17 protein-coding genes are annotated in these 18,768 nt (G+C 72.1%); 6 read left to right on the top strand and 11 right to left on the bottom strand.

Features of this window, described 5'->3' with window-relative positions; all coding sequences use genetic code 11:
* The first annotated feature begins 100 nt into the window (after positions 1-100).
* On the top strand, positions 101-628 hold the full coding sequence (locus tag AC3RXY_RS14610; RefSeq protein WP_498224812.1) for a hypothetical protein: 528 nt from the start codon (positions 101-103) through the stop codon (positions 626-628).
* 31 nt (positions 629-659) lie between these two features.
* The gene (locus AC3RXY_RS14605; RefSeq protein ID WP_491511646.1) at positions 660-1,148 is read left to right on the top strand and encodes a SprT-like domain-containing protein; all 489 of its coding nucleotides are present in this window, start codon (positions 660-662) and stop codon (positions 1,146-1,148) included.
* 68 nt (positions 1,149-1,216) lie between these two features.
* Here AC3RXY_RS14605 and AC3RXY_RS14600 read toward each other — a convergent pair whose 3' ends face one another.
* The 5 genes from AC3RXY_RS14600 to AC3RXY_RS14580 form a co-directional block, all read right to left on the bottom strand.
* Entirely contained in the window at positions 1,217-2,008 is a 792-nt protein-coding gene (locus tag AC3RXY_RS14600) for a class I SAM-dependent methyltransferase (protein WP_491511645.1), read from the bottom strand.
* A gap of 109 nt (positions 2,009-2,117) precedes the next feature.
* On the bottom strand, positions 2,118-3,569 hold the full coding sequence (locus AC3RXY_RS14595; protein WP_491511644.1) for an ABC transporter permease: 1,452 nt from the start codon (positions 3,567-3,569) through the stop codon (positions 2,118-2,120).
* Positions 3,566-4,327 (bottom strand): ABC transporter ATP-binding protein, encoded by a 762-nt coding sequence (locus tag AC3RXY_RS14590; protein ID WP_491511643.1) that lies wholly within the window; start codon positions 4,325-4,327, stop codon positions 3,566-3,568. Before AC3RXY_RS14590 ends, AC3RXY_RS14595 begins: the two co-directional genes overlap by 4 nt.
* A 246-nt stretch (positions 4,328-4,573) precedes the next feature.
* On the bottom strand, positions 4,574-5,218 hold the full coding sequence (locus tag AC3RXY_RS14585) for a response regulator (protein WP_491511642.1): 645 nt from the start codon (positions 5,216-5,218) through the stop codon (positions 4,574-4,576).
* On the bottom strand, positions 5,215-6,429 hold the full coding sequence (locus AC3RXY_RS14580; protein WP_491511641.1) for a sensor histidine kinase: 1,215 nt from the start codon (positions 6,427-6,429) through the stop codon (positions 5,215-5,217). The genes AC3RXY_RS14585 and AC3RXY_RS14580 overlap by 4 nt, the downstream gene beginning before the upstream one ends.
* Before the next feature lie 122 nt (positions 6,430-6,551).
* Here AC3RXY_RS14580 and AC3RXY_RS14575 point away from each other — a divergent pair, with 122 nt between their 5' ends.
* A complete protein-coding gene (locus tag AC3RXY_RS14575; RefSeq protein ID WP_491511640.1) occupies positions 6,552-7,037 on the top strand; it encodes a hypothetical protein in 486 nt (161 codons plus the stop codon).
* Between the two features lie 65 nt (positions 7,038-7,102).
* Here AC3RXY_RS14575 and AC3RXY_RS14570 read toward each other — a convergent pair whose 3' ends face one another.
* From AC3RXY_RS14570 to AC3RXY_RS14550, 5 genes are all read right to left on the bottom strand, one after another.
* Positions 7,103-8,227: an AMP-binding protein gene (locus AC3RXY_RS14570; RefSeq protein ID WP_491511639.1), complete on the bottom strand. Its 1,125-nt coding sequence runs from the start codon at positions 8,225-8,227 to the stop codon at positions 7,103-7,105.
* 14 nt (positions 8,228-8,241) lie between these two features.
* Positions 8,242-9,141 (bottom strand): 1,4-dihydroxy-2-naphthoyl-CoA synthase, encoded by a 900-nt coding sequence (locus AC3RXY_RS14565; protein WP_491511638.1) that lies wholly within the window; start codon positions 9,139-9,141, stop codon positions 8,242-8,244.
* Between the two features lie 251 nt (positions 9,142-9,392).
* Positions 9,393-10,364: a permease prefix domain 1-containing protein gene (locus AC3RXY_RS14560; RefSeq protein ID WP_491511637.1), complete on the bottom strand. Its 972-nt coding sequence runs from the start codon at positions 10,362-10,364 to the stop codon at positions 9,393-9,395.
* Complete coding sequence (locus tag AC3RXY_RS14555) at positions 10,361-10,699, bottom strand: PadR family transcriptional regulator (RefSeq protein WP_491511636.1); 339 nt, start codon at positions 10,697-10,699, stop codon at positions 10,361-10,363. The genes AC3RXY_RS14560 and AC3RXY_RS14555 overlap by 4 nt, the downstream gene beginning before the upstream one ends.
* 103 nt (positions 10,700-10,802) lie before the next feature.
* Entirely contained in the window at positions 10,803-11,600 is a 798-nt protein-coding gene (locus AC3RXY_RS14550) for an LLM class F420-dependent oxidoreductase (protein ID WP_491511635.1), read from the bottom strand.
* Between the two features lie 137 nt (positions 11,601-11,737).
* Between AC3RXY_RS14550 and AC3RXY_RS14545 the strand changes: the two genes are divergently transcribed.
* Positions 11,738-12,718: an o-succinylbenzoate synthase gene (locus AC3RXY_RS14545; protein WP_491511634.1), complete on the top strand. Its 981-nt coding sequence runs from the start codon at positions 11,738-11,740 to the stop codon at positions 12,716-12,718.
* A 13-nt stretch (positions 12,719-12,731) separates the two neighbouring features.
* On the opposite strand, the gene AC3RXY_RS14540 is transcribed toward AC3RXY_RS14545, so the two are convergent.
* Complete coding sequence (locus AC3RXY_RS14540; protein ID WP_491511633.1) at positions 12,732-13,358, bottom strand: TetR family transcriptional regulator; 627 nt, start codon at positions 13,356-13,358, stop codon at positions 12,732-12,734.
* 147 nt (positions 13,359-13,505) lie between these two features.
* Here AC3RXY_RS14540 and AC3RXY_RS14535 point away from each other — a divergent pair, with 147 nt between their 5' ends.
* Both AC3RXY_RS14535 and AC3RXY_RS14530 read left to right on the top strand, forming a co-directional pair.
* A complete protein-coding gene (locus AC3RXY_RS14535; RefSeq protein ID WP_491511632.1) occupies positions 13,506-16,358 on the top strand; it encodes an MMPL family transporter in 2,853 nt (950 codons plus the stop codon).
* Positions 16,355-18,709, top strand: coding sequence for a YhgE/Pip family protein (locus tag AC3RXY_RS14530; RefSeq protein WP_491511631.1), 2,355 nt, complete (start codon positions 16,355-16,357; stop codon positions 18,707-18,709). The genes AC3RXY_RS14535 and AC3RXY_RS14530 overlap by 4 nt, the downstream gene beginning before the upstream one ends.
* The last annotated feature ends 59 nt before the right edge of the window (positions 18,710-18,768 follow it).

The raw sequence follows: 18,768 nt of genomic DNA, 5'->3' as shown, positions 1-18,768 counted from the left end.
GACCGAGGTCTGGCAACGCGGGCGTGCCGGACGCCGATCCAGCGGCCCGTCGGCCAGACTGGACCGGAACCGTAAGACGCTCGTGACGGGGAGACAAGACGTGGCCTACATCCAGGGTTATGACGCCGAGACGCTGCGAGAGGTCGTCGACCCGGCCCCGTGCCGGGCGCGCCTGGAGGAGATCGGCGAGCAGCGGAGCCTGCCGGCGCTGATGGAGCGCGTCTGGCTGCTGAAGGTGCTCGAACGCGTCGACGACGCCCTCGTGCTCGCCGAGGAGACCGTGCGCGTCGCGCGCATGGCCGGCACGCGCCAGGACCTGCTGCGCGCCCGCATCCTGCACGCCACCGTGCTGCAGTACCGCGGTGCGCACGCTGCGGCGTCGCAGGAGCTCGCCGTCTGTGCGACGGAGGCGGAGGGGCAGGGCTGGACGTCGATCGCGGCTTTCGCGCACCACCACCGCGGACGCAACGCGTTCGAGGCCGCGGAGTTCGACGAGGCCCGCGAGGCTTTCACGCGCGCGCTGTTCATGCGCCGCGAGGCCGGCGGCGACGACCGCGCTCTCGAACCGCTCCTGCTCGCGCTGGAGACGATCGAGCGCCACCGCGGGGCGGCACAGCTCGTCGGCTGACGTTGTCGGCGGGATGATCTAGGCTTCCCGCATGGCGGATCTGAACCGCGTGCAGGTTTGGGCGGATGCACTCATCCGTCTGCACCTGGACGAGAGTTGGACGTTCGGCTACGACAACGCCAAACGGCGGGCCGGACAATGCGATTACGGACGGCGGCGCATCACGGTATCCCGGTACCTGGCCGCGCGCTTCGAGGACGACGAGATCCATCAGGTGCTGCTGCATGAGGTCGCGCACGCCCTCGCGGGCCACGCTGCCGCACACGGCCCTGAGTGGAAGCGCATCGCTCGGACGCTCGGCTACGTCGGAGGCACGACCCACCGCGGCGAGACGGCGACCGAGCTGGCTCCCTGGGTGGGGCGGTGCCCGGCCGGGCACGTCGTGTACCGGCATCGGCGCCCCACCAGGGCGACATCGTGTGCGACCTGTTCGCGGTCATACGACCCGCGCCACCGGTTCGAATGGTCGCGCCGCGAGATCACGGTCGACGTGCGGCTCTCGGCGCAGACCCCGCGCTGACAGCACCGGGTCTGCGCGACGCCGCGGATCCGGTCAGGACCCCGGGCCAGCGCCCGGGGCCGTCGTCCTCAGACCCGGCAGAGAATCTCGCCGTGGGGCACCAGGTACCAGCCGTCGTCGGCGTCGGCCCAGCGCCGCCAGCCGTCGCTCAGACGACGGAGCGTCGCGGTGTCGGCCAGCCCCTGGTCCACCGCCTGCCGGGCCAGCGCGGATTCGACGATGCGATCCGCCCACATCCCGCCCCACCAGGCACGCTCCTCCGGCGACGCGTAGCACCAGGTCGACGCTGTGGCGGTGACATCGGTGAAGCCGGCCGCGCGCGCCCACGACAGCAGGCGACGCCCGGCATCCGGCTGCCCGCCGTTGGCCAGCGCCGCGGCGCGGTACAGCTCCAGCCATGCGTAGAGCTCCGGCACGAGCGGGAACCAGATGAACCCCGCGTAGTCGGCGTCGCGTGCGGCGACGACGCCTCCCGGCCGGGCCACACGGCGCATCTCGCGCAGCGCCTGCACCGGGTCTCCCACGTGCTGGAGCACCTGATGGGCGTGGACGATGTCGAAGGAGTCGTCGGCGAAGCTCAGCGCGTGCACATCCTCGACGGAGAAGTCGATGTTCGTCACGCCAGCGCTCCCGGCGAGCCGCTGGGCGAGGGCCAGCTCGTCCTGCCCGACCTCGGTGGCCGTGACACGCTCCACGTGGCCCGCGAAGTCGAGCGTGATGGTGCCGGGCCCCGCCCCCACGTCGAGGAGCGTCCGCGCCGCGGCGAGGTGCGGACGAAGGTACTCGGCGGCGTTCGCGATGGTGCGGTTGCTGTGCGAGCGCAGCACCGACTCGTGATGCCCGTGCGTGTAGATGGCCATTTCGCCAGTATGCCCGCCCCGTGCCGCGCTCGCCCCGCTCGCACATGTGCGGCTGCCTCGCCCGCCCGCGCGAGCATGGCGCACCTGTGCGAGCGGGGCGAGCGCGGCCTCAGTCCGCCGCGAGGGCTTCGACCGGCGCGACCCTGGTCGCCAGGCGCGTCGGCGTGACCGCGGCGATGAGGGTGAGCAGGGCCGTCGCCGCGACGATGATCGCCACCGGCAGCCAGGGCACATCGGGCAGCACGATCCCGGCGGGGCCGCCCTCGGCGGCGAGCTGCACGGAGCCGAGGAGCGATTGAGCACCCGCCCAGCCGTAGAACACCCCGAGGATCAGCCCCGCGATCGTGGCGGTGATCGTGATGTGCGCGGCCTCCAGCAGCACCATCGTGCGCACCTGGGCGTTGGACAGGCCGATGGCACGCAGCAGCCCCAGCTCACGCCGCCGCTGCACGACTCCGATGGTGAGGAGGTTGACCAGGCCGACCGATGCGATCACGGCGGAGACGCCCACCAGGATCATCATGATGGCCGCGAACCCGTCGATCATCGGCCCGAACTCCGGCGGCAGCTCGCCGTCGGACGCCGCGATGAGAAGGGTCTTGACCGACTCCAGCGCCACGGCGAACATCGTCACGAGGGCGACGCCCATCACCACGCCGATCGCCATCCGCGCGGAACGCTCCGGGTGGCGCAGCGCATTGCCGGCCGCCATCCGCGCCGTCGCGCTCCGCCCGAGCGCACCGCCCACGAGCCGCAGGAGCGGCGGCAGCACCAGCGGCGCCGAGAGCGCCACACCGGTGAACGACAGGACACCGCCAAGGAACGCCACGATCACGCCGAGCGGACTGGCCAGCCCGGCGATGATCCCGAGCACGAGAACCGCAGCACCGATCCCGAGCAGGACGAGCGCACCGACATGGCGGCCGGAGCGTGCCGCGACATCGTCGTGCGTGCGCTCCACCGCGCCGCCCAGCGCCTGCAGGGGCGTGACGGCGAGCACCCGGCGGGATCCGATCCACGCCGCAGCCCACGTCGTCAGGACCACCCCGACGGCGGGGAGGAACAGCGGCCACCGGAGCAGCGCGAACGCCTCCGGCGCACCCGGCAGCATGCGCTCGCCGATCCCGACGCCGATCCCGCTCGCACCCAGGCCGACGGCGACACCCGCCGCCGCCCCGATGACACCCACCAGGAGGCCCTGGCCGGCGACCTCTGCGCGCTGCCTCCGCGCCGAGGCTCCGATGAGCCGCAGCAGAGCGATGCGGCGGGTGTTGCCGGCGATGATCGTCGAGAAGGTGTTGGCCGTCACGATCGCCGCGACATAGAGCGCGACCGCGGTGAGCAGCACCGAGAGGACGGCGGCGATCACCGCGAACGTCCCGCTGTCGCCGAGGAAGGTCGCACGGAAGTAGGCGTCGATGTAAGCGGTGGTCTGCACGAGGATCACGCCGAAGGCCGTCGAGAGCGCAGCGACCAGGATGCTGGCCCCCATGCCCCGCTCGCGCAGCCAGGCGAGCCGTCCGCCGTTCGCGGCGCGGGCCTCGTCGCTCGCCGTGATCATGCCGCCACCTCCGCCGCGAGCATGTACGCCGCGATCTCCTCCGCGCTCTGGCGGGGCTTGTCTGCGACGATGCGGCCGTCACCGAGGAAAAGCACCCGGTCGGCGTAGGAGGCGGCGATGGCGTCGTGGGTGACCATCGCGATCGACTGGCCGTGCTCCCGGCTCGCGTCGGCGAGGAGCCGCAGCACGTCGCGTCCGGTCGCGGAGTCGAGGTTGCCGGTCGGCTCGTCGGCGAACACGAGGTCGGGCGCTCCGGCGAGCGCCCGGGCGATCGCGACACGCTGCTGCTGTCCGCCGGAGAGCTGGTGCGGACGATGCCGCAGGCGGGGACCGAGGCCGAGGCTCTCGACGAGTCCGTCGATGCGGGCGCGCTGGATCGCCGACGGGCGACGGCCGTCGAGCTCGAACGGCAGCAGGATGTTGCCGAGCACGTCGAGCGTGGGGATCAGGTTGAAGGCCTGGAAGATGAACCCGACCCGTCGGCGGCGCAGGACGGTGAGGGCGCTGTCGCTCATGCCGGTGATGTCGGTATCGCCGATCCATGCCTGACCGGCGGTGGGGGCGTCGAGTCCTGCCATGATGTGCATGAGGGTCGACTTGCCGGAGCCGGAGGGCCCCATGATGGCGGTGAACTGGCCGGTGCGGATGCCGACGCTCACATCGTCGAGGGCGCGCACCGTCCCCTCCCCGGCGCCGTAGGTCTTGGACAGGTGCTGCACGCGGGCGGCGAGGCCCATGTCGGTGGTCGTGATCTGCATGTCTTCGACGCTAGGGATCGGCCCCGCAGGGCCGCGTCGGCCGGGAGATGCATCCGTGTACATCGCGCGGATGATGTCGAGGCGGCCGTTGGGACCTCGGGCCAGGTGCGGATCGCGCGGCCGGATCATCACGATATTCAGGTGGGGCGGCATGCCGCCCCACCTGAATATCGTGATGATTCGGCAGGCCGCGCGCCGTGCAGCATCCGGTGGATCAGCCCCTGTCGGGAGGGTCGGGAACGACGCTCAGACCAGGCCGTGCTCGAAGGCGAACACCACCAGCTGGACCCGGTCGCGCAGCTGCAGCTTGGTGAGGATGCGGCTGACGTGGGTCTTCACGGTGGCCTCGGAGAGGAACTCGCGCTGGGCGATCTCCGCGTTCGACAGCCCCCGCGCAGCGAGGGCGAAGATCTCCCGCTCGCGGTCGGTGAGCTCGTCGTACACCGCCGGGGCGGGGGCCGCCTGCGGGGCCGTGAAGTGGGCGAACAGATCGTGGGTCGCTGCGGCGGCGATCACCGCGGAGCCCTGGTGGACCGTCCGGATCGCGGCGAGCACGAGCTCCGGCTCTGCGTCTTTGAGGAGGAACCCGCTCGCCCCCTGCCGGATCGCGCGGGCGGCGGCCTCGTCCAGGTCGAAGGTCGTGAGCATCACGATGCGCGGGGGGTCTGGGCGGGCGAGCACGGCTGCCGTCGCGGCGAGCCCGTCCATCACGGGCATCCGGATGTCCATCAGCACGACGTCCGGCGCGGTGCGGGCGATCACCTCGAGCGCCTCCTGCCCGTTGCCGGCCTCGCCGACCACCGCCAGGTCGTCCTGAGAATCGACGAGCATCTTCACACCGGCGCGGAACAACGCCTGGTCGTCCACGAGGACCACTCGGATCACGGTCATGGTTCTCTCTCCTCGGCTGGGGCGATGGGCAGGACCGCCTCGACGACGAAGCGGCGGCCGCCGGCATCCGGCGACGCGGTCAGGTGGCCGCCGACGAGCTGGGCGCGCTCGCGCATGCCGATGACCCCGTGCCCGCTGCCTTCGGCCGGCGCGCCGGCCGGGTGCACGCCGAGCGCGTTGACGACGCTCAGGTCGACCCGGTCCTGCCACCAGGACAACCGCACGTCCACCGCGCCGTCGCCGTGACGCAGCGCGTTGGTGAGCGCCTCCTGCAGGATGCGGTACACCGCGAGCTGGATCGCGGCGGGCGGTTCCTGCGCCGGTGCCGGATCGATCGTGACCAGCGGCTCGATGCCGGCGCGGCGCACCTGCGCGAACAGCCCCTCGAGATCGGCGAGGGTGGGCTGCGGCCCCGCGCTCTCGCGGTGCCGCAGCTGGGCGAGCAGCATGCGCACGTCCGAGAGCGCAGCGCGCGCCGTGGTGGCGATCGTGCTGAGCGCCTCCGGAGCGGCTCCCGGGTCGGCGGCGGAGGCGTAGCGCGCCCCATCGGCCTGGGCGATCACGATCGCGAGCGAGTGCGCCACGACATCGTGCATGTCGCGGGCGATGCGCACGCGCTCCTGCTCGGCGACGGCCCGCGCCTCGGCCCGCACGTGTGCCTCGCGCGTCTGGCGTGCCCGCACGATCACGCGCCACAGCACGCCGCCCAGCCACGCCATGCCCAGCGTGAGCACGCTCAGCGCGCTCATCAGCATGGCCACGACGATGGTCTGCTCCGCGCGGGCGTCTTCGGTCATGCCCACGCCGGTGAGCGCGATGTAGGCACCGGCGATCACGCCGCCCCCGGCGGCGGACGCAGCACCCAGCCAGAGCAGCAGGCGGGATCCCCACGCCGCGGAGCCGAACACGACCACGACGATCGCGAGGTCGAACGGCACCGGCCACATCCCGAGGGCCATCTGGGCGATCGCCCCGGCCCACGCGATCGTGAGGGCGAGGGCGGGCGACACGCGCACGAGCGCCGCAGCGGACCACAGCACGGCGCCGACCACCACGTACAGCGCCTGGATGCCGGCACCGGCGCCGAGCCAGACGCTGAGCCGGAGCTCTGGCGCCAGCATGCCGAACGAGAGGGGGACGGTCAGCAGGAAGCCCACGATCGCGCCGACGACGTCGAGCGTGAGCGCATAGCGCGGGATCTGCCGGAACACCCTCTCACGCTAGCCGCTCACCGAACGCGGTGACGGAGGGGCGCTGCCGGCTCGGCGCGGTCGCCGCGCGTCCGGCGCCCGCACGGTGTCCGTGGCGTACGCTGACCGAACGGGAGGCTGCCATGCGGGTGCTGCTGAAGTTCGAGATCGACTGCGACCCTGATGCGGCCTGGGAGGCGCTGCATCGCCCTGAGGCGATGCAGGAGATCTACGCTCCGCTGCTCGTGGTCGACCCGCTCGAGAGACAGGAAGACGATCCCGACCGGCTCGCTGATCGGGCGGTGGCCATTCAGCTGCGGCTGCTCGGGCTCGTCCCCACCGGCCGACAGCTCACCGCGCTGGTCGATCGGCGGGTGAACCTCCACGGGCAGGAGGTGCGGATCCTCCGCGACATCGGCGTTCCGCTGACCGGGCCGCTCAGCAGCCTGGACGTGTGGGATCACCAGATGGCGGTGTCTCAGGCGCCGGGCGGGCGCACGCTGTGGCGCGACCGGCTCACCTTCGACGGCCCGGGGGCCGCCGTGCTCTGGCCGGGACTGTGGACGGTGTGGCAGTGGCGCGAGCGGCGCATCAAGGCCGTCGCGCGCGGCTGGGCCCCGCCGCGCTGACCGCGGCCCGCGAGGCCCGTCGCAGCGGCGACGCCCCGACCCCGACGACACCCCCTGCCCGGGTGTCAGCGTCCGGCGACCAGGCGCCGCAGCGTCACCCGGTCCGGCTTTCCCATGCCCACCAGGGGCAGCTCATCGAGCACCAGGACTCGCGCCGGCCGCGCAGCCACCCCCAGCTCCTCCCCCGTCCGGGTCCGCGCCTGGGCGAGCAGTTCATCGGCCAGGGCGGCGGGGAGCCCGGCGACGACCACCACCGGGCTCTCGCCCCACCGGTCATCGGGCGCTCCGACGACCACCGCGCCCGAGAGCCCCGGCACGGATCGCACGACGTGCTCGACGCGGTCGAGCGACACGTTGACGCCGCCCGAGACGATCACGTTGTCGATGCGTCCCTGCACGCTCAGAACCCCGTCGACGATCTCCCCCGCGTCGCCCGTGCGATACCAGCGGACGCCGTCCGCGTCCGTCACGAAGGCGTCGGCCGTGCGCGTGGCATCACCCAGATACCCGTCGGCGAGCACGGGCCCGGCGACCCGCAGCTCCCCGTCGACGATGTCGAGGGCGACCCCGTCCAACGCGGCGCCGTCATAGACGCAGCCCCCGGCGGTCTCGGAAGACCCGTAGCTGCGCACCACCCGAACCCCGTGCTCTGCCGCACGCCGGCGCACGGGCTCCGGCATCGCCTGGCCGCCCACCAGCACCGCATCGCACGCGGCCAGGGCCGCCACGGACTCCGGCCCGGCATCCAGCAGCGTCATGACCTGCGCCGGCACCAGCGCGGCGTGCAGGGGCGCACCGCCCGGGGCGGAGCGCACCGCGGCGACGAATGCCGCCGCGGTGAACCGGCCATCGAGCAGCACCGGCTCGTGCCCGGCGAGGAGCGATCGGACGATCACCTGCACCCCCGCGATGAACCCCGCGGGCACCGCGAGCACCCAACGTGCCGCCCCGAGCCGCGCGGCGGTGGCGGTCGCGCTCGACCGCAGCGCAGCCGCACTGAGCACCACGCTCTTGGGCACGCCGGTCGACCCCGAGGTGCGCAGCACGACCGCCGTACCACCCGGCACCGCTGACGGGAATGCGCCGTCGCCGAGCGCGATGGCCGGTCCGTCCCCGGCGAGCGCCCTGCGCAGCCCTCCGACGAGCGCGCGCGGGTCGGCGGCGGGTGCCGGAAGCAGCGGGATCGTCACGAGATCCTGCGCGCTCAGTAGTAGTAGGGGTAGGGCGACCAGTCCGGGTCGCGCTTCTCCAGGAACGCGTCGCGCCCCTCGACCGCCTCGTCGGTGCCGTAGGCGAGCCGGGTGGTCTCGCCGGCGAACACCTGCTGCCCGATCAGGCCGTCGTCGATCGCGTTGAAGGCGAACTTCAGCATCCGGATGGCGGTGGGCGACTTGCGCAGCACGGACCTGGCCATCGCGATCGCCTCGCGCTCAAGCTCCGCATGCGGCACGACGCGGTTCACCGCGCCCATCTCGTACGCGCGCTGCGCGGAGTACTCCTCCGCGAGGAAGAACACCTCTCGCGCGAACTTCTGTCCGGTCTGGCGCGCCATGTACGCCGATCCGAACCCGGCGTCGAACGAGCCGACGTCGGCATCGGTCTGTTTGAAGCGGCCGTGCTCGGCCGAGGCGATCGACAGGTCGCACACGATGTGCAGCGAGTGCCCTCCCCCGGCCGCCCATCCCGGGATCACCGCGATGACCACCTTCGGCATGAAGCGGATCAGGCGCTGCACCTCGAGGATGTGCAGGCGCCCGGCACGGGCGGGGTCTTGCACCTCGGTCTCGGCGTCGGAGTACTTGTAGCCGTCGCGCCCGCGGATGCGCTGGTCTCCGCCGGAGCAGAACGCCCACCCGGCGTCCTTGGGGCTCGGGCCGTTGCCGGTGAGCAGGATCGCGCCGATCTTCGCGTCCATCCGGGCGATGTCGAGCGCGCGATACAGCTCGTCGACCGTGTGCGGGCGGAAGGCGTTGCGCACCTCTGGCCGGTCGAAGGCGATGCGGGCGATCTTCCCGTCGGCGGACACATGGGCGGTGATGTCGGTGTAGTCCTCAGCGCCGGGGGCGAGCACCCATTCGGCGGGGTCGAACAGTTCGGAGACCATGCCGCCAGCCTATTCCGCACCGCGCCGACGCCGAGTCCACCGTGTTCGCATGTGCAGACGGGTGGACTCGGCGAAGGCGGGGCGTCGCGGTCAGGGGGCGTCGAACGACGTCACCGCGTCGACATCCGGCGTCCTCGCCGGATGATGCGGGGAGACGAGCAGGGTCATGAACACCTCGGAGGTGCTGATCGAGGTTCGTCGCACCCCGCATCACACCCCTTACATCACGCCCTCTGGCGCACTTCCGGGGGTCAGCCCCGCCGGGCGCGCATCGCCTTGCGGAACGTGTCGATCCCGTCCCAGACGTTCACTCCCACGATCGTGAAGCCGACCAGGATCGCGATGATCGACGCCACGGTGTCCGCAGACCCCGCGTCGGGGATCAGCGCCGGCCAGAACGACGGGTTCAGCAGCTCACCTCGGGACAGCAGCCAGATCGCCGCCGCGACGAAGACCAGATCGAGGATGCCGTTGACGACGGCGAGCGCCATCGTCCAGCGCTGTGCGGCGAAGACCGCGACGGCGAGCACCGCCTCGATCGCGATGAAGGCGAACAGGCCGGTCGTCCACACCGGCCAGAGCCCGGGATGCAGGAACGGGATCCACCCGCCCGCTGCGGTGAGATAGGCCGCGCCGAAGATGTGATCCCAGGCCACGAGGCCCGCCATGACCGCGAGGAACACCAGGGTCCAGACCATGTCGCCGCGGGTCGCGCCGCTGACGGGGGCCTCGGGGAGATCCGCCACGGTCCACGGCTCAGCACCGGCATCGGTCTCGGAGAACCGCTCGATGACCGCGAACACGAGCGTCACCCAGAAGCACAGGTGCAGCACGGTCGAGATGAGCACCTGCACGGTGATCCCGAAGATCTCACCCAGCGGCGCCCCGCTGATGGTCAGCCCGAGGGCGGCGCCGAACACCGCCAGCGGCACGATGATCCACAGCAGCAGCACGAGCAGCCGTTTCCACACCAGGAAGTACCGGGGGCCGATCAGCAGCAGCGGACGATCGGCGTATCCGGCGGCGAGCGCCTCCGGGTCGCCGAGGCCCTCCAGCACGGCGCGCTCGGCGTCACCCGTCGCCTCCCCCGCGTGGACCCGCGCTTCGAGGTCGTCCTGGATCGACGCACGCAGCTCTGCGGCGACGTCAGCACGCTGCTTCTCGGGCACGGAGCGCGTGACAGCGGCGATGTACCGCTCGGTCAGGGTCGCGGTTGCGGTCATGATCGTCTCTCCTCGGGAAGGGCGCCGATCGCGGCGGCGAGGCGCGTGAAGTCGTCGGTGAGGATGCCGACCAGCCGCGTGCCGGCATCCGAGGTGCGGTAGAACTTGCGCGGCCGCGCCTGCTCGGTGTTCCACTCGCTGGTGAGCAGCCCCTGCTTCTCCAGCCGTCGCAGCAGCGGGTAGAGCGTGTTCGCGTCGGTCTCGAAGCCGCGCCGGGCGAGCTCCTCCAGCAGCCGGTACCCGTACTCAGCGGTCTGCAGCAGGCGCAGGCACGCGAGCACGACCGTGCCGCGACGCAGCTCCTGCGTGTGACTATCGACGGCCACATCATCCATGTCAAACACTTTACTGTGTGACGCACAGTATGGGAAGAGAGGCCGGGTGCGGGAGCCGAGCCCGCGCACGTCCCCTCACGGCGGGGCGGCGCGGGCCGAAGGGTCAGGAGCGGGCGTCGCGCCAGGCGAGCCAGCGCTCGGCCTTCGCCACGTCGAAGTCCGGACCGGACAGCTGCAGCGTGAACAGCCGGGCGCCGAGATCGTAGAGCGCGTCCCCGTCGGCCAGGTCGCGCCGCGTCACGTCGACCGACACCTCGATCTCCCCGGGATCGCGCTGCTCACGCTCGCACCAGCCGGTGAGCACATCGAGCTTGTGCGCGAGCACGTCCGGCGCCGCGAAGCTGTGCCAGATATCGGCATGGCGGGCCACGATGCGCAGCGTCTTGCGCTCCCCCGCTCCACCGATCAGCACCGGGATGTCGCGTGTCGGCGCCGGGTTCAGCCGCGCCCATCGCGCCAGCACGCGATCCAGGCCCTCCGCGAGGTCGTCGAGCCGAGAGCCTGCGGTGCCGAACGGATACCCGTACTCGACGTAGTCGCGTTCCATCCAGCCCGCCCCGGTGCCGAAGATGAACCGCCCGACCCCGGTGCCGTGCGCCGAGATGTGGTCGATCGTCCTGGCCATGTCGGCTTGAAGGTCGGGATTGCGATAGCTGTTGCAGCTCACGAGGCATCCGATCTCGACCCGCTCGGTCTGCTCCGCCCAGGCCGCGAGCATCGACCAGGCCTCGAAGGACGATCCCTCCGGGTCGCCGTGCATCGGATAGAAGTGGTCCCAGTCGAACAGGATGTCCACGCCCATGTCCTCGAAGCGCCGCACCGCGTCGCGGATCTGCGGATAGGAGCTGTGGTGCTGTCCGAGCTGCACCCCGAGGCGCACCGGAACGTCGGTCTTCGGCATGCCCTCAGCCTAGGTTCCGGCGCCGGCCCTCCACCAGAACAGGCATTCGGCACCAGAACAGGCCGTTTAGGGAGAAGGCAGCCTGTTCTGGTGCCGAATGCCTGTTCCGGTGCCGGGCGACGGGCCAGGATGGAGGCATGATCCCTCCCCTTTCCGACCTGCTCGCCACGGCCAGGGTCGTGTCGATCCCGATGCGGACACGCTTTCGCGGCGTCGACCACCGCGAGGCGCTGCTGCTGGAGGGCCCCGCGGGCTGGGGCGAGTTCTCGCCGTTTCCCGAGTACGACGACGGGGAGGCGTCCGCCTGGCTCGCCGCCGCGATCTCCGATGCCTGGGAAGAACGCCCGGAGGGACACCGCGACGAGATCCCGGTGAACGCGACCGTTCCGGCGGTCGCCGCGCGCGACGTCGCCGGCGTGCTGGCGCGCTTCGACGGATGCCGCACCGCGAAGGTCAAGGTCGCGGAGCCCGGCCAGACCCTCGCCGACGACGTGGCACGCGTCCGGGCCGTGCGCGCAGAGCTGGGTCCGGAGGGGCGCGTGCGGCTCGACGCGAACGGCGCATGGAACATCGATGAGGCCGAACACGCCGTGCACGCTCTGGCGGAGTTCGACCTGGAGTACATCGAGCAGCCCTGCGCGAGCGTCGACGAGCTCGCGCAGCTGCGTGCGCGGATCCGGTACCTGGGAATCCCGGTGGCGGCCGACGAGAGCGTGCGCAAGGCGGACGACCCGCTCGCCGTCGCACGCGCGGGGGCGGCCGACCTGCTGGTGGTCAAGGCGCAGCCGCTCGGCGGCATCCGCCGGGCGCTGGATATCGTGGCCGCCGCCGGACTGCCGGCCGTGGTCTCGAGCGCCCTCGACACCGCTGTGGGGCTCTCCCAGGGCGCAGCGCTGGCCGCAGCGCTGCCCGACCTCTCCTTCGACTGCGGCCTGGGCACCGCCTCGCTCCTCGCCGACGACGTCGCCGACTTCTCGCCCCGCGACGGGCACGTCCCCGTGTCGCGCGTGACACCGGATGCCGCGGCGCTCCGCCGCCTCGCCGCTGCTGCCGAGCGGCGGGAGTGGTGGCTCTCGCGCCTGGAGCGCTGCCACCGGCTGCTGCGCGCGACGGGCTGATCGACGACGCCGGTTACACCAGCAGAAGAGCGATCACCTCGGCGAGCGCGTGCGAACCGCGCTCCTGCAGCCGGGTGTCGTCGTCGCACGCCATGATCGAGCGCATCGCCGCGTCCTGCCACGTGCCGGTGAGCATGCGGGCTGCGGTCACCGCGTCCACCCGCAGGCGCAGGCTCCCGGTGTCGGTGAGCTCGTCGATCAGCGTGGAGACCTCCCGCAGGAAGGCGTCCTCTCGTTCGATGTACAGCGCCCCGAACTCGACGTCGCGCAACGCGTGCAACCGGATCTCGGCGAGCAGGAGCATGCTGAGCCGGTCGTCGACCTCGACGCACATGAGCTCGCTCACGATCCAGACGATGTCGATCGGCCGGGAGAAGGCGCCCGACGTCACCAGCTCGGCGACGCGGTCTCTGATGCCGTCGATCTTGCCCTCGGCCGCTCGCGCGTCCACGGCGAGCATGAGCTCCTCCTTCGACGCGAAGTTGGAGTAGAAGGCGCCGCGGGTGAAGCCGGCCCGCTCGCAGACGGCCTCGACGGACGCGCCCGCCACGCCGAGCTCGGCGAACACCGCCGCGGCCGCGTCCAGCAGGCGTTCGCGCGTGTGCACACGGCTGCGGGTTCCGCCAGCCTCATTTGTCATCTCGCTCATGATTCACACCCCGCGCAAAGGTTCGCGGGTCTCCGTCGCATTACGATACATGAACGTATCCAATACATTCTTGTATTCACACCCCGCGAGCGCGGCTCCTCCGCAGGGCCTCGTTCCGGTTCGCATCCGGAGGCCTCTGTGTCCACACTCCTGTCCTCGCTCGGGCGCTGGTCGTACCGCAACCCCTGGCGGGTGATCTCCGGATGGCTCCTCGTGCTCCTGCTCGCGGGGGTCGGCGCGGTGTTCCTCGGCACCGGGACCGACAACTCCTTCTCGATCCCCGGCACGGAGTCTGAGGACGGCATCATCCAGCTCAACCGGTCGTTCCCGCAGGTCAGCGGCGTGAGCGCCCAGGTCATCGTGGTCGCCCCGGACGGCCAGCACGTGACCGATAGCGACATGCGCTCGCCCATCGAGGATGCCGCGACCGAGCTGTCCGACCTCGATGGCGTGGTGGCGGCGACGTCCCCCTTCGACGAGCTCGTCACGGGGATGGTCAGCGAGGACTCCTCCGCCGCGATCATCCGGATGCAGTTCGACGGCCTGGCCAGCGACATCACCGACGACATGCGCGATGCCGTGGTCGACGCGGTCGACGACATGCGCGACGCCCTGCCGGAAGGTTCGACGGTCGCGCTCGGCGGCGACCTGTTCGCTATCGACCTGCCCACCCTGACGATCACCGAGGCGGTCGGCGTCCTGGTCGCGCTGATCGTGCTGATCGTCACGTTCGCGTCGTTCCTCGTCGCCGGGCTGCCCCTGCTCACCGCCCTCATCGGGGTGGGTATCTCGATGGCAGGGATCCTCGGAGCGACGGCCATCACCCCGATCTCCTCGACCACACCGCTGCTGGCCCTCATGCTGGGGCTCGCCGTCGGCATCGACTACTCGCTGTTCATCATCGCGCGCCACCAGGAGCAGGTGCGCCACGGCGTCGAACCGGAGGAATCGACGGCCCGGGCCACCGGCACCGCAGGGTCTGCGGTCGTCTTCGCCGGCATCACCGTGCTGATCGCCCTGATCGGCCTGGGCTTCGCCGGCATCCCCTTCCTCACCACCATGGGCATCGCCGCCGCGGCGGCCGTCGCCCTGGCCGTGGTGATCTCCCTCACTCTCACCCCTGCCCTCCTCGGCCTCATCAAGGGCCGCGTGGTGGGCCGGATGCCCAAGCCCCACTCCGCCCGCGCGAGAAAGCGTGAAACCGCCCAGAAATCCGGTGACGAGTCCGCAGCGGACGCCGACACCACAGACGCCGACACCACAGACGCCGACGCACCGGCTCCCGCTGCGACCGGCTTCTTCGCGCGCTGGGTCGGCACCGTCTCACGACACCCTGTCATCGCCGCCGTGGCCGTCGTGCTCGTGCTGGGCCTCACCGCGATTCCCGCGTCGAGCCTGGCGCTGGCCCTGCCCAACGCCGGCGTGCTGCCCCGCGACACCGAGGTGCGTCAGTCGTACGACCTCACCGCCGAGCACTTCGGCCCCGGCTTCAACGGCCCCCTGATCCTCACCGGCACCATCATCACCTCCACCGACCCCCTGGGCCTGATGGAAGACCTCGGCGATGAGATCGCGACATTCCCCGGGGTCGCGGAGGTCGCCCTGGCCACCCCCAATGAGACAGCGGACACCGGCATCGTGCAGGTGATCCCCGAGACGGCCCCAGACGACCCGGCCACCGCCGACCTCGTGCGGATGCTGCGCGGCGAACACGACCGCCTGCTCGACGAGTACGGCGTCGATCTGAAGGTGACCGGCTTCACGGCGGTGGCGATCGACATCTCCGACAAGCTGGGCGCTGCGCTTCTGCCCTTCGGCGCGTTCGTGATCGGGCTGTCGTTCGTGCTGCTCCTGATCATGTTCCGATCGATCTGGGTGCCGCTCACCGCGGCGCTCGGCTACCTGCTCTCGGTCGTCGCCGCCTTCGGCGTGGTCGCAGCGGTCTTCGAGTGGGGCTGGTTCGCCGATGCCCTGCACGTCGCGCGCGTCGGTCCGGTGATCAGCTTCATGCCGATCGTGCTGATGGGCGTGCTGTTCGGCCTCGCAATGGACTACCAGGTGTTCCTGGTGTCGCGGATGCGCGAGGAGTACATCCACGGCAAGCAGCGCGGCCGCGAGGCCGCGATCGCCGCCGTGCGCAGCGGCTTCTCCGGCTCGGCCAAGGTGGTCACCGCCGCCGCGCTGATCATGTTCGCCGTGTTCGTGGCGTTCGTGCCGGAGGGCGATTCGAACATCAAGCCCATCGCGCTGGGCCTCGCGGTGGGCGTCGCCGTGGACGCCTTCCTGGTGCGCATGACGCTCATCCCGGCGCTCATGACCATCCTCGGCGACCACGCCTGGCGCATTCCGCGCTGGCTCGAGCGCATCCTCCCGCACATCGACGCCGAGGGCGAGGCCGTCGAACGCGAGCGGATGCTGGCGGAGTGGCCCGGCGACGACGCGATCATCGCGGCCGACGTCGCCCTCCACGCCGACGCTCCGGTGGTCGAGGGCCTGTCCCTGCGCGTGTACCCCGGCGATGCCCTCGTGGTCACCGGGAGGCACGCCGCCGTGCGGCGCCTCGTGGCACTCGCGGTCGCCGGGCGCCTCCCCGTGGCGGAGGGCCGCCTGCGCGTGGACGGACACCTGCTTCCCGGCCGCGGCGCCTGGGTGCGCGCCCACGTGGGGTGCGTGCTCGCCGGCGCGGACGAGACCGAGACGACACCGCCCCTCGATCAGCTGCGCGAGGCTCTCCGCGGCCGCAGCAGGGTCATCGTGATCGACGGCATCGACACCCTCGCTCCCGCGGCGGCCGACCAGGCGGCGGCGATGCTGCGCGATGCCGCCACACAGCGCCCGCTCGCCGTGTTCGCCACGGCATCCGATGCCGAAGCGGCCACCGCCCTGCTCTCGTCCGCCGGATGGTCTGCCCCGGCCGTCCTCGATCTCTCCGCACGAGGCCGCACCCCGGCCGTGCACTCGACCTCCCCCGTCTCCGAGGTGACCCGATGACCTTCCCCGCAGAACGCGCCCGCTCCCGACGACCGATCACGATCCTCACCCTCGCCGGGCTCCTGCTCCTCCCCGGCCTCCTGGGCGGCATTCTCGTCGCGGCCCTGCAGAGTCCCGCAGAGCGCCTCGACGCGATGTCCGCCGCGATCGTCAACCTCGATGAGCCGGTCACCCTCGACGACCAGCTCGTCCCGCTCGGCCGCCAGCTCGCCGCCGGGCTCGTGGAGGGCTCCGACGACCTCGACAGCAACCTCACCTGGGTGATCTCCAACGAGGAGGACGCCGAGGAGGGCCTCGCCGACGGCACCTATCAGGCCGTCATCACGATCCCCGAGGATTTCTCCGCCGCGGCGACATCCGGCGCCCGGGCGCTGAGCGACGGCACCGCTGCAGCGGAGCGCGCGACCATCACCGTGACCACCGCGGACGACGGCCCGCTCGCCGACGAGATCGTCACCGGGCAGATCGCCGCGGTGGCCGCCGCGACCATGGGCAGGACTCTCTCCGAGACCACCATGGAGAACGTCCTGCTGAGCTTCACGACGCTCAATGAGAAACTCGGCGAGGCCGCGGACGGGGCAGACAAGCTGGCATCCGGCACCGGCGACGCCGCGACCGGCGCACAGGCCCTGCCGGAGGGCGCCGGCCAGCTCGCCTCCGGCGCCGACCAGCTCGCGGGCGGAGCCGGCCAACTGTCATCGGGCGCCGGCGAGCTCGCCTCCGGAGTCCAGGGACTCGCGGGCGGAGCCGGCCAGCTCGCCTCCGGTGCCGGAGACCTCTCGAAGGGCGCGGGCGCGCTGTCGACCGGTGCGGACCGGCTCGCCACGGGAGCGGGAGACCTCTCCACCGGCGCCGGTTCCCTCCAGCAGGGCGCGGCCGATCTGTCCGACGGTGTCGGCCTGATCGCCGCGGGACTGCGCGAGGCCCAGGGCGGGGTCGGCCTGCTGAGCGGCCAGCTTCGCGAGGGCGCGACGGCGCTGGAGAGCACCGGCATCGTCCCGAGCGAGCTCTCCGACGCCGCCTGGGGCGCGGCCGCGACAGCAGACGCCGTGGCCGCGGGGCTCACCCCGGCCGCGCAGTCGCTGGGCGGTCTCGCCGCCGAGTGCTTCGAGATCGCGGGCGCCACGGAAGACTTCTGTGCGCGGCTCGGAGCAGCCGCCGCCGATGTCGGTGCGCAGATCGAGCCCGCCTACACCGCCGCGGGTCTGGCGTCGGGCACGGCAGACGGGCTCGCCCAGCTGGACGCACAGGCTCCCGCCGAGATCGCCGGGAAGCTGCGTGAGGCCGCCGCGGGGGTCGACGAGCTCGGCGTCGGCCTCGACCGCCTCACCACCGGCGCAGACGAGGCCACCGCGGGCGCGGGAGCCCTCGCCGGCGGCGCCGGCGTGCTGGCCGGCGGCGCATCGCAGCTCAGCTCGGGCGCGAACGACCTCGCCGGCGGCGCCGGCCAGGTCGCTACCGGGGCCACCTCCCTGCGAGACGGCGCGTGGATGCTGAACGACGGCGCACTGCAGGCGGGCGACGGGGCGTCGCAGCTGAGCTCCGGTGCGGGAGAGCTGGCCTCCGGAGCCGGCGAGCTGAGCTCGGGTGCCGACCAGCTGGCCGATGGCAGTCAGAAGCTCGCCGACGGCCTGGGAACCCTGGCGACCGGCGCAGACGACCTCGCAGACGGCCTCGCCACCGCCACGGAGCAGATCCCGTCCTACACGTCCGACGAGGCCGTCTCGCTCGCCGAGGTGGTCTCCGACCCGGTGCGCGCCGACGGGACGAGCACGTTCGGCTTCGGCTCGACCGCGATCCCGCTCCTGGCCAGCGTCGTGCTGTGGCTCGGCGGCCTGGTGTCGTTCATCGTGCTGCGGGCCGTGCCGCGCGGCATCCTGTCGTCGCGTCGTCCGTCCGCGGTCCTCGCTGCCCGTTCGCTGCTGCCCGCTGCCCTGCTGGGTGCCGGACAGGGGCTGCTGGTCGCGCTGGTCGTCCAGATCGTGGCCTCCTACGATGCACCGCGCTGGTGGGCGTTCGCCGGCGCAGCCATGCTCGTGGGGGTCGCCTTCGCCGCGATCAACCAGGCGCTCGTCGCCGTGTTCGGCGGCGCCGGTCGCTGGATCTCGGCGCTCGCCGGCGCCCTAGCCGTCGCGGTGGGCATCATCTCCACGACGCCTGCCTGGCTCACCGGCATCGCCGCGATGCTGCCGACCGCGCCCGCGCTGCGGATGCTGATCGGTGACGGCACCGGGGTGGGGGCGGCCGTGGCCGGCGTGATCGTGTGGGCGGTTTTCGCCTTCATCGTGACCGTCCTCGCCGTCGCCCGGGGCCGTTCGGCCTCCGCCCGTGCGGTGCTCGCCACCGCCTGACGCCACGCCGCCAGAACGTCTGCGCCCCCGGTCGATTCCTCGACCGGGGGCGCAGACGT

This window comes from Microbacterium longlingense, assembly GCF_058349825.2.
Note: the sequence above shows the minus strand (reverse complement) of the source record. Positions and strands in the feature narration are given on the sequence as shown.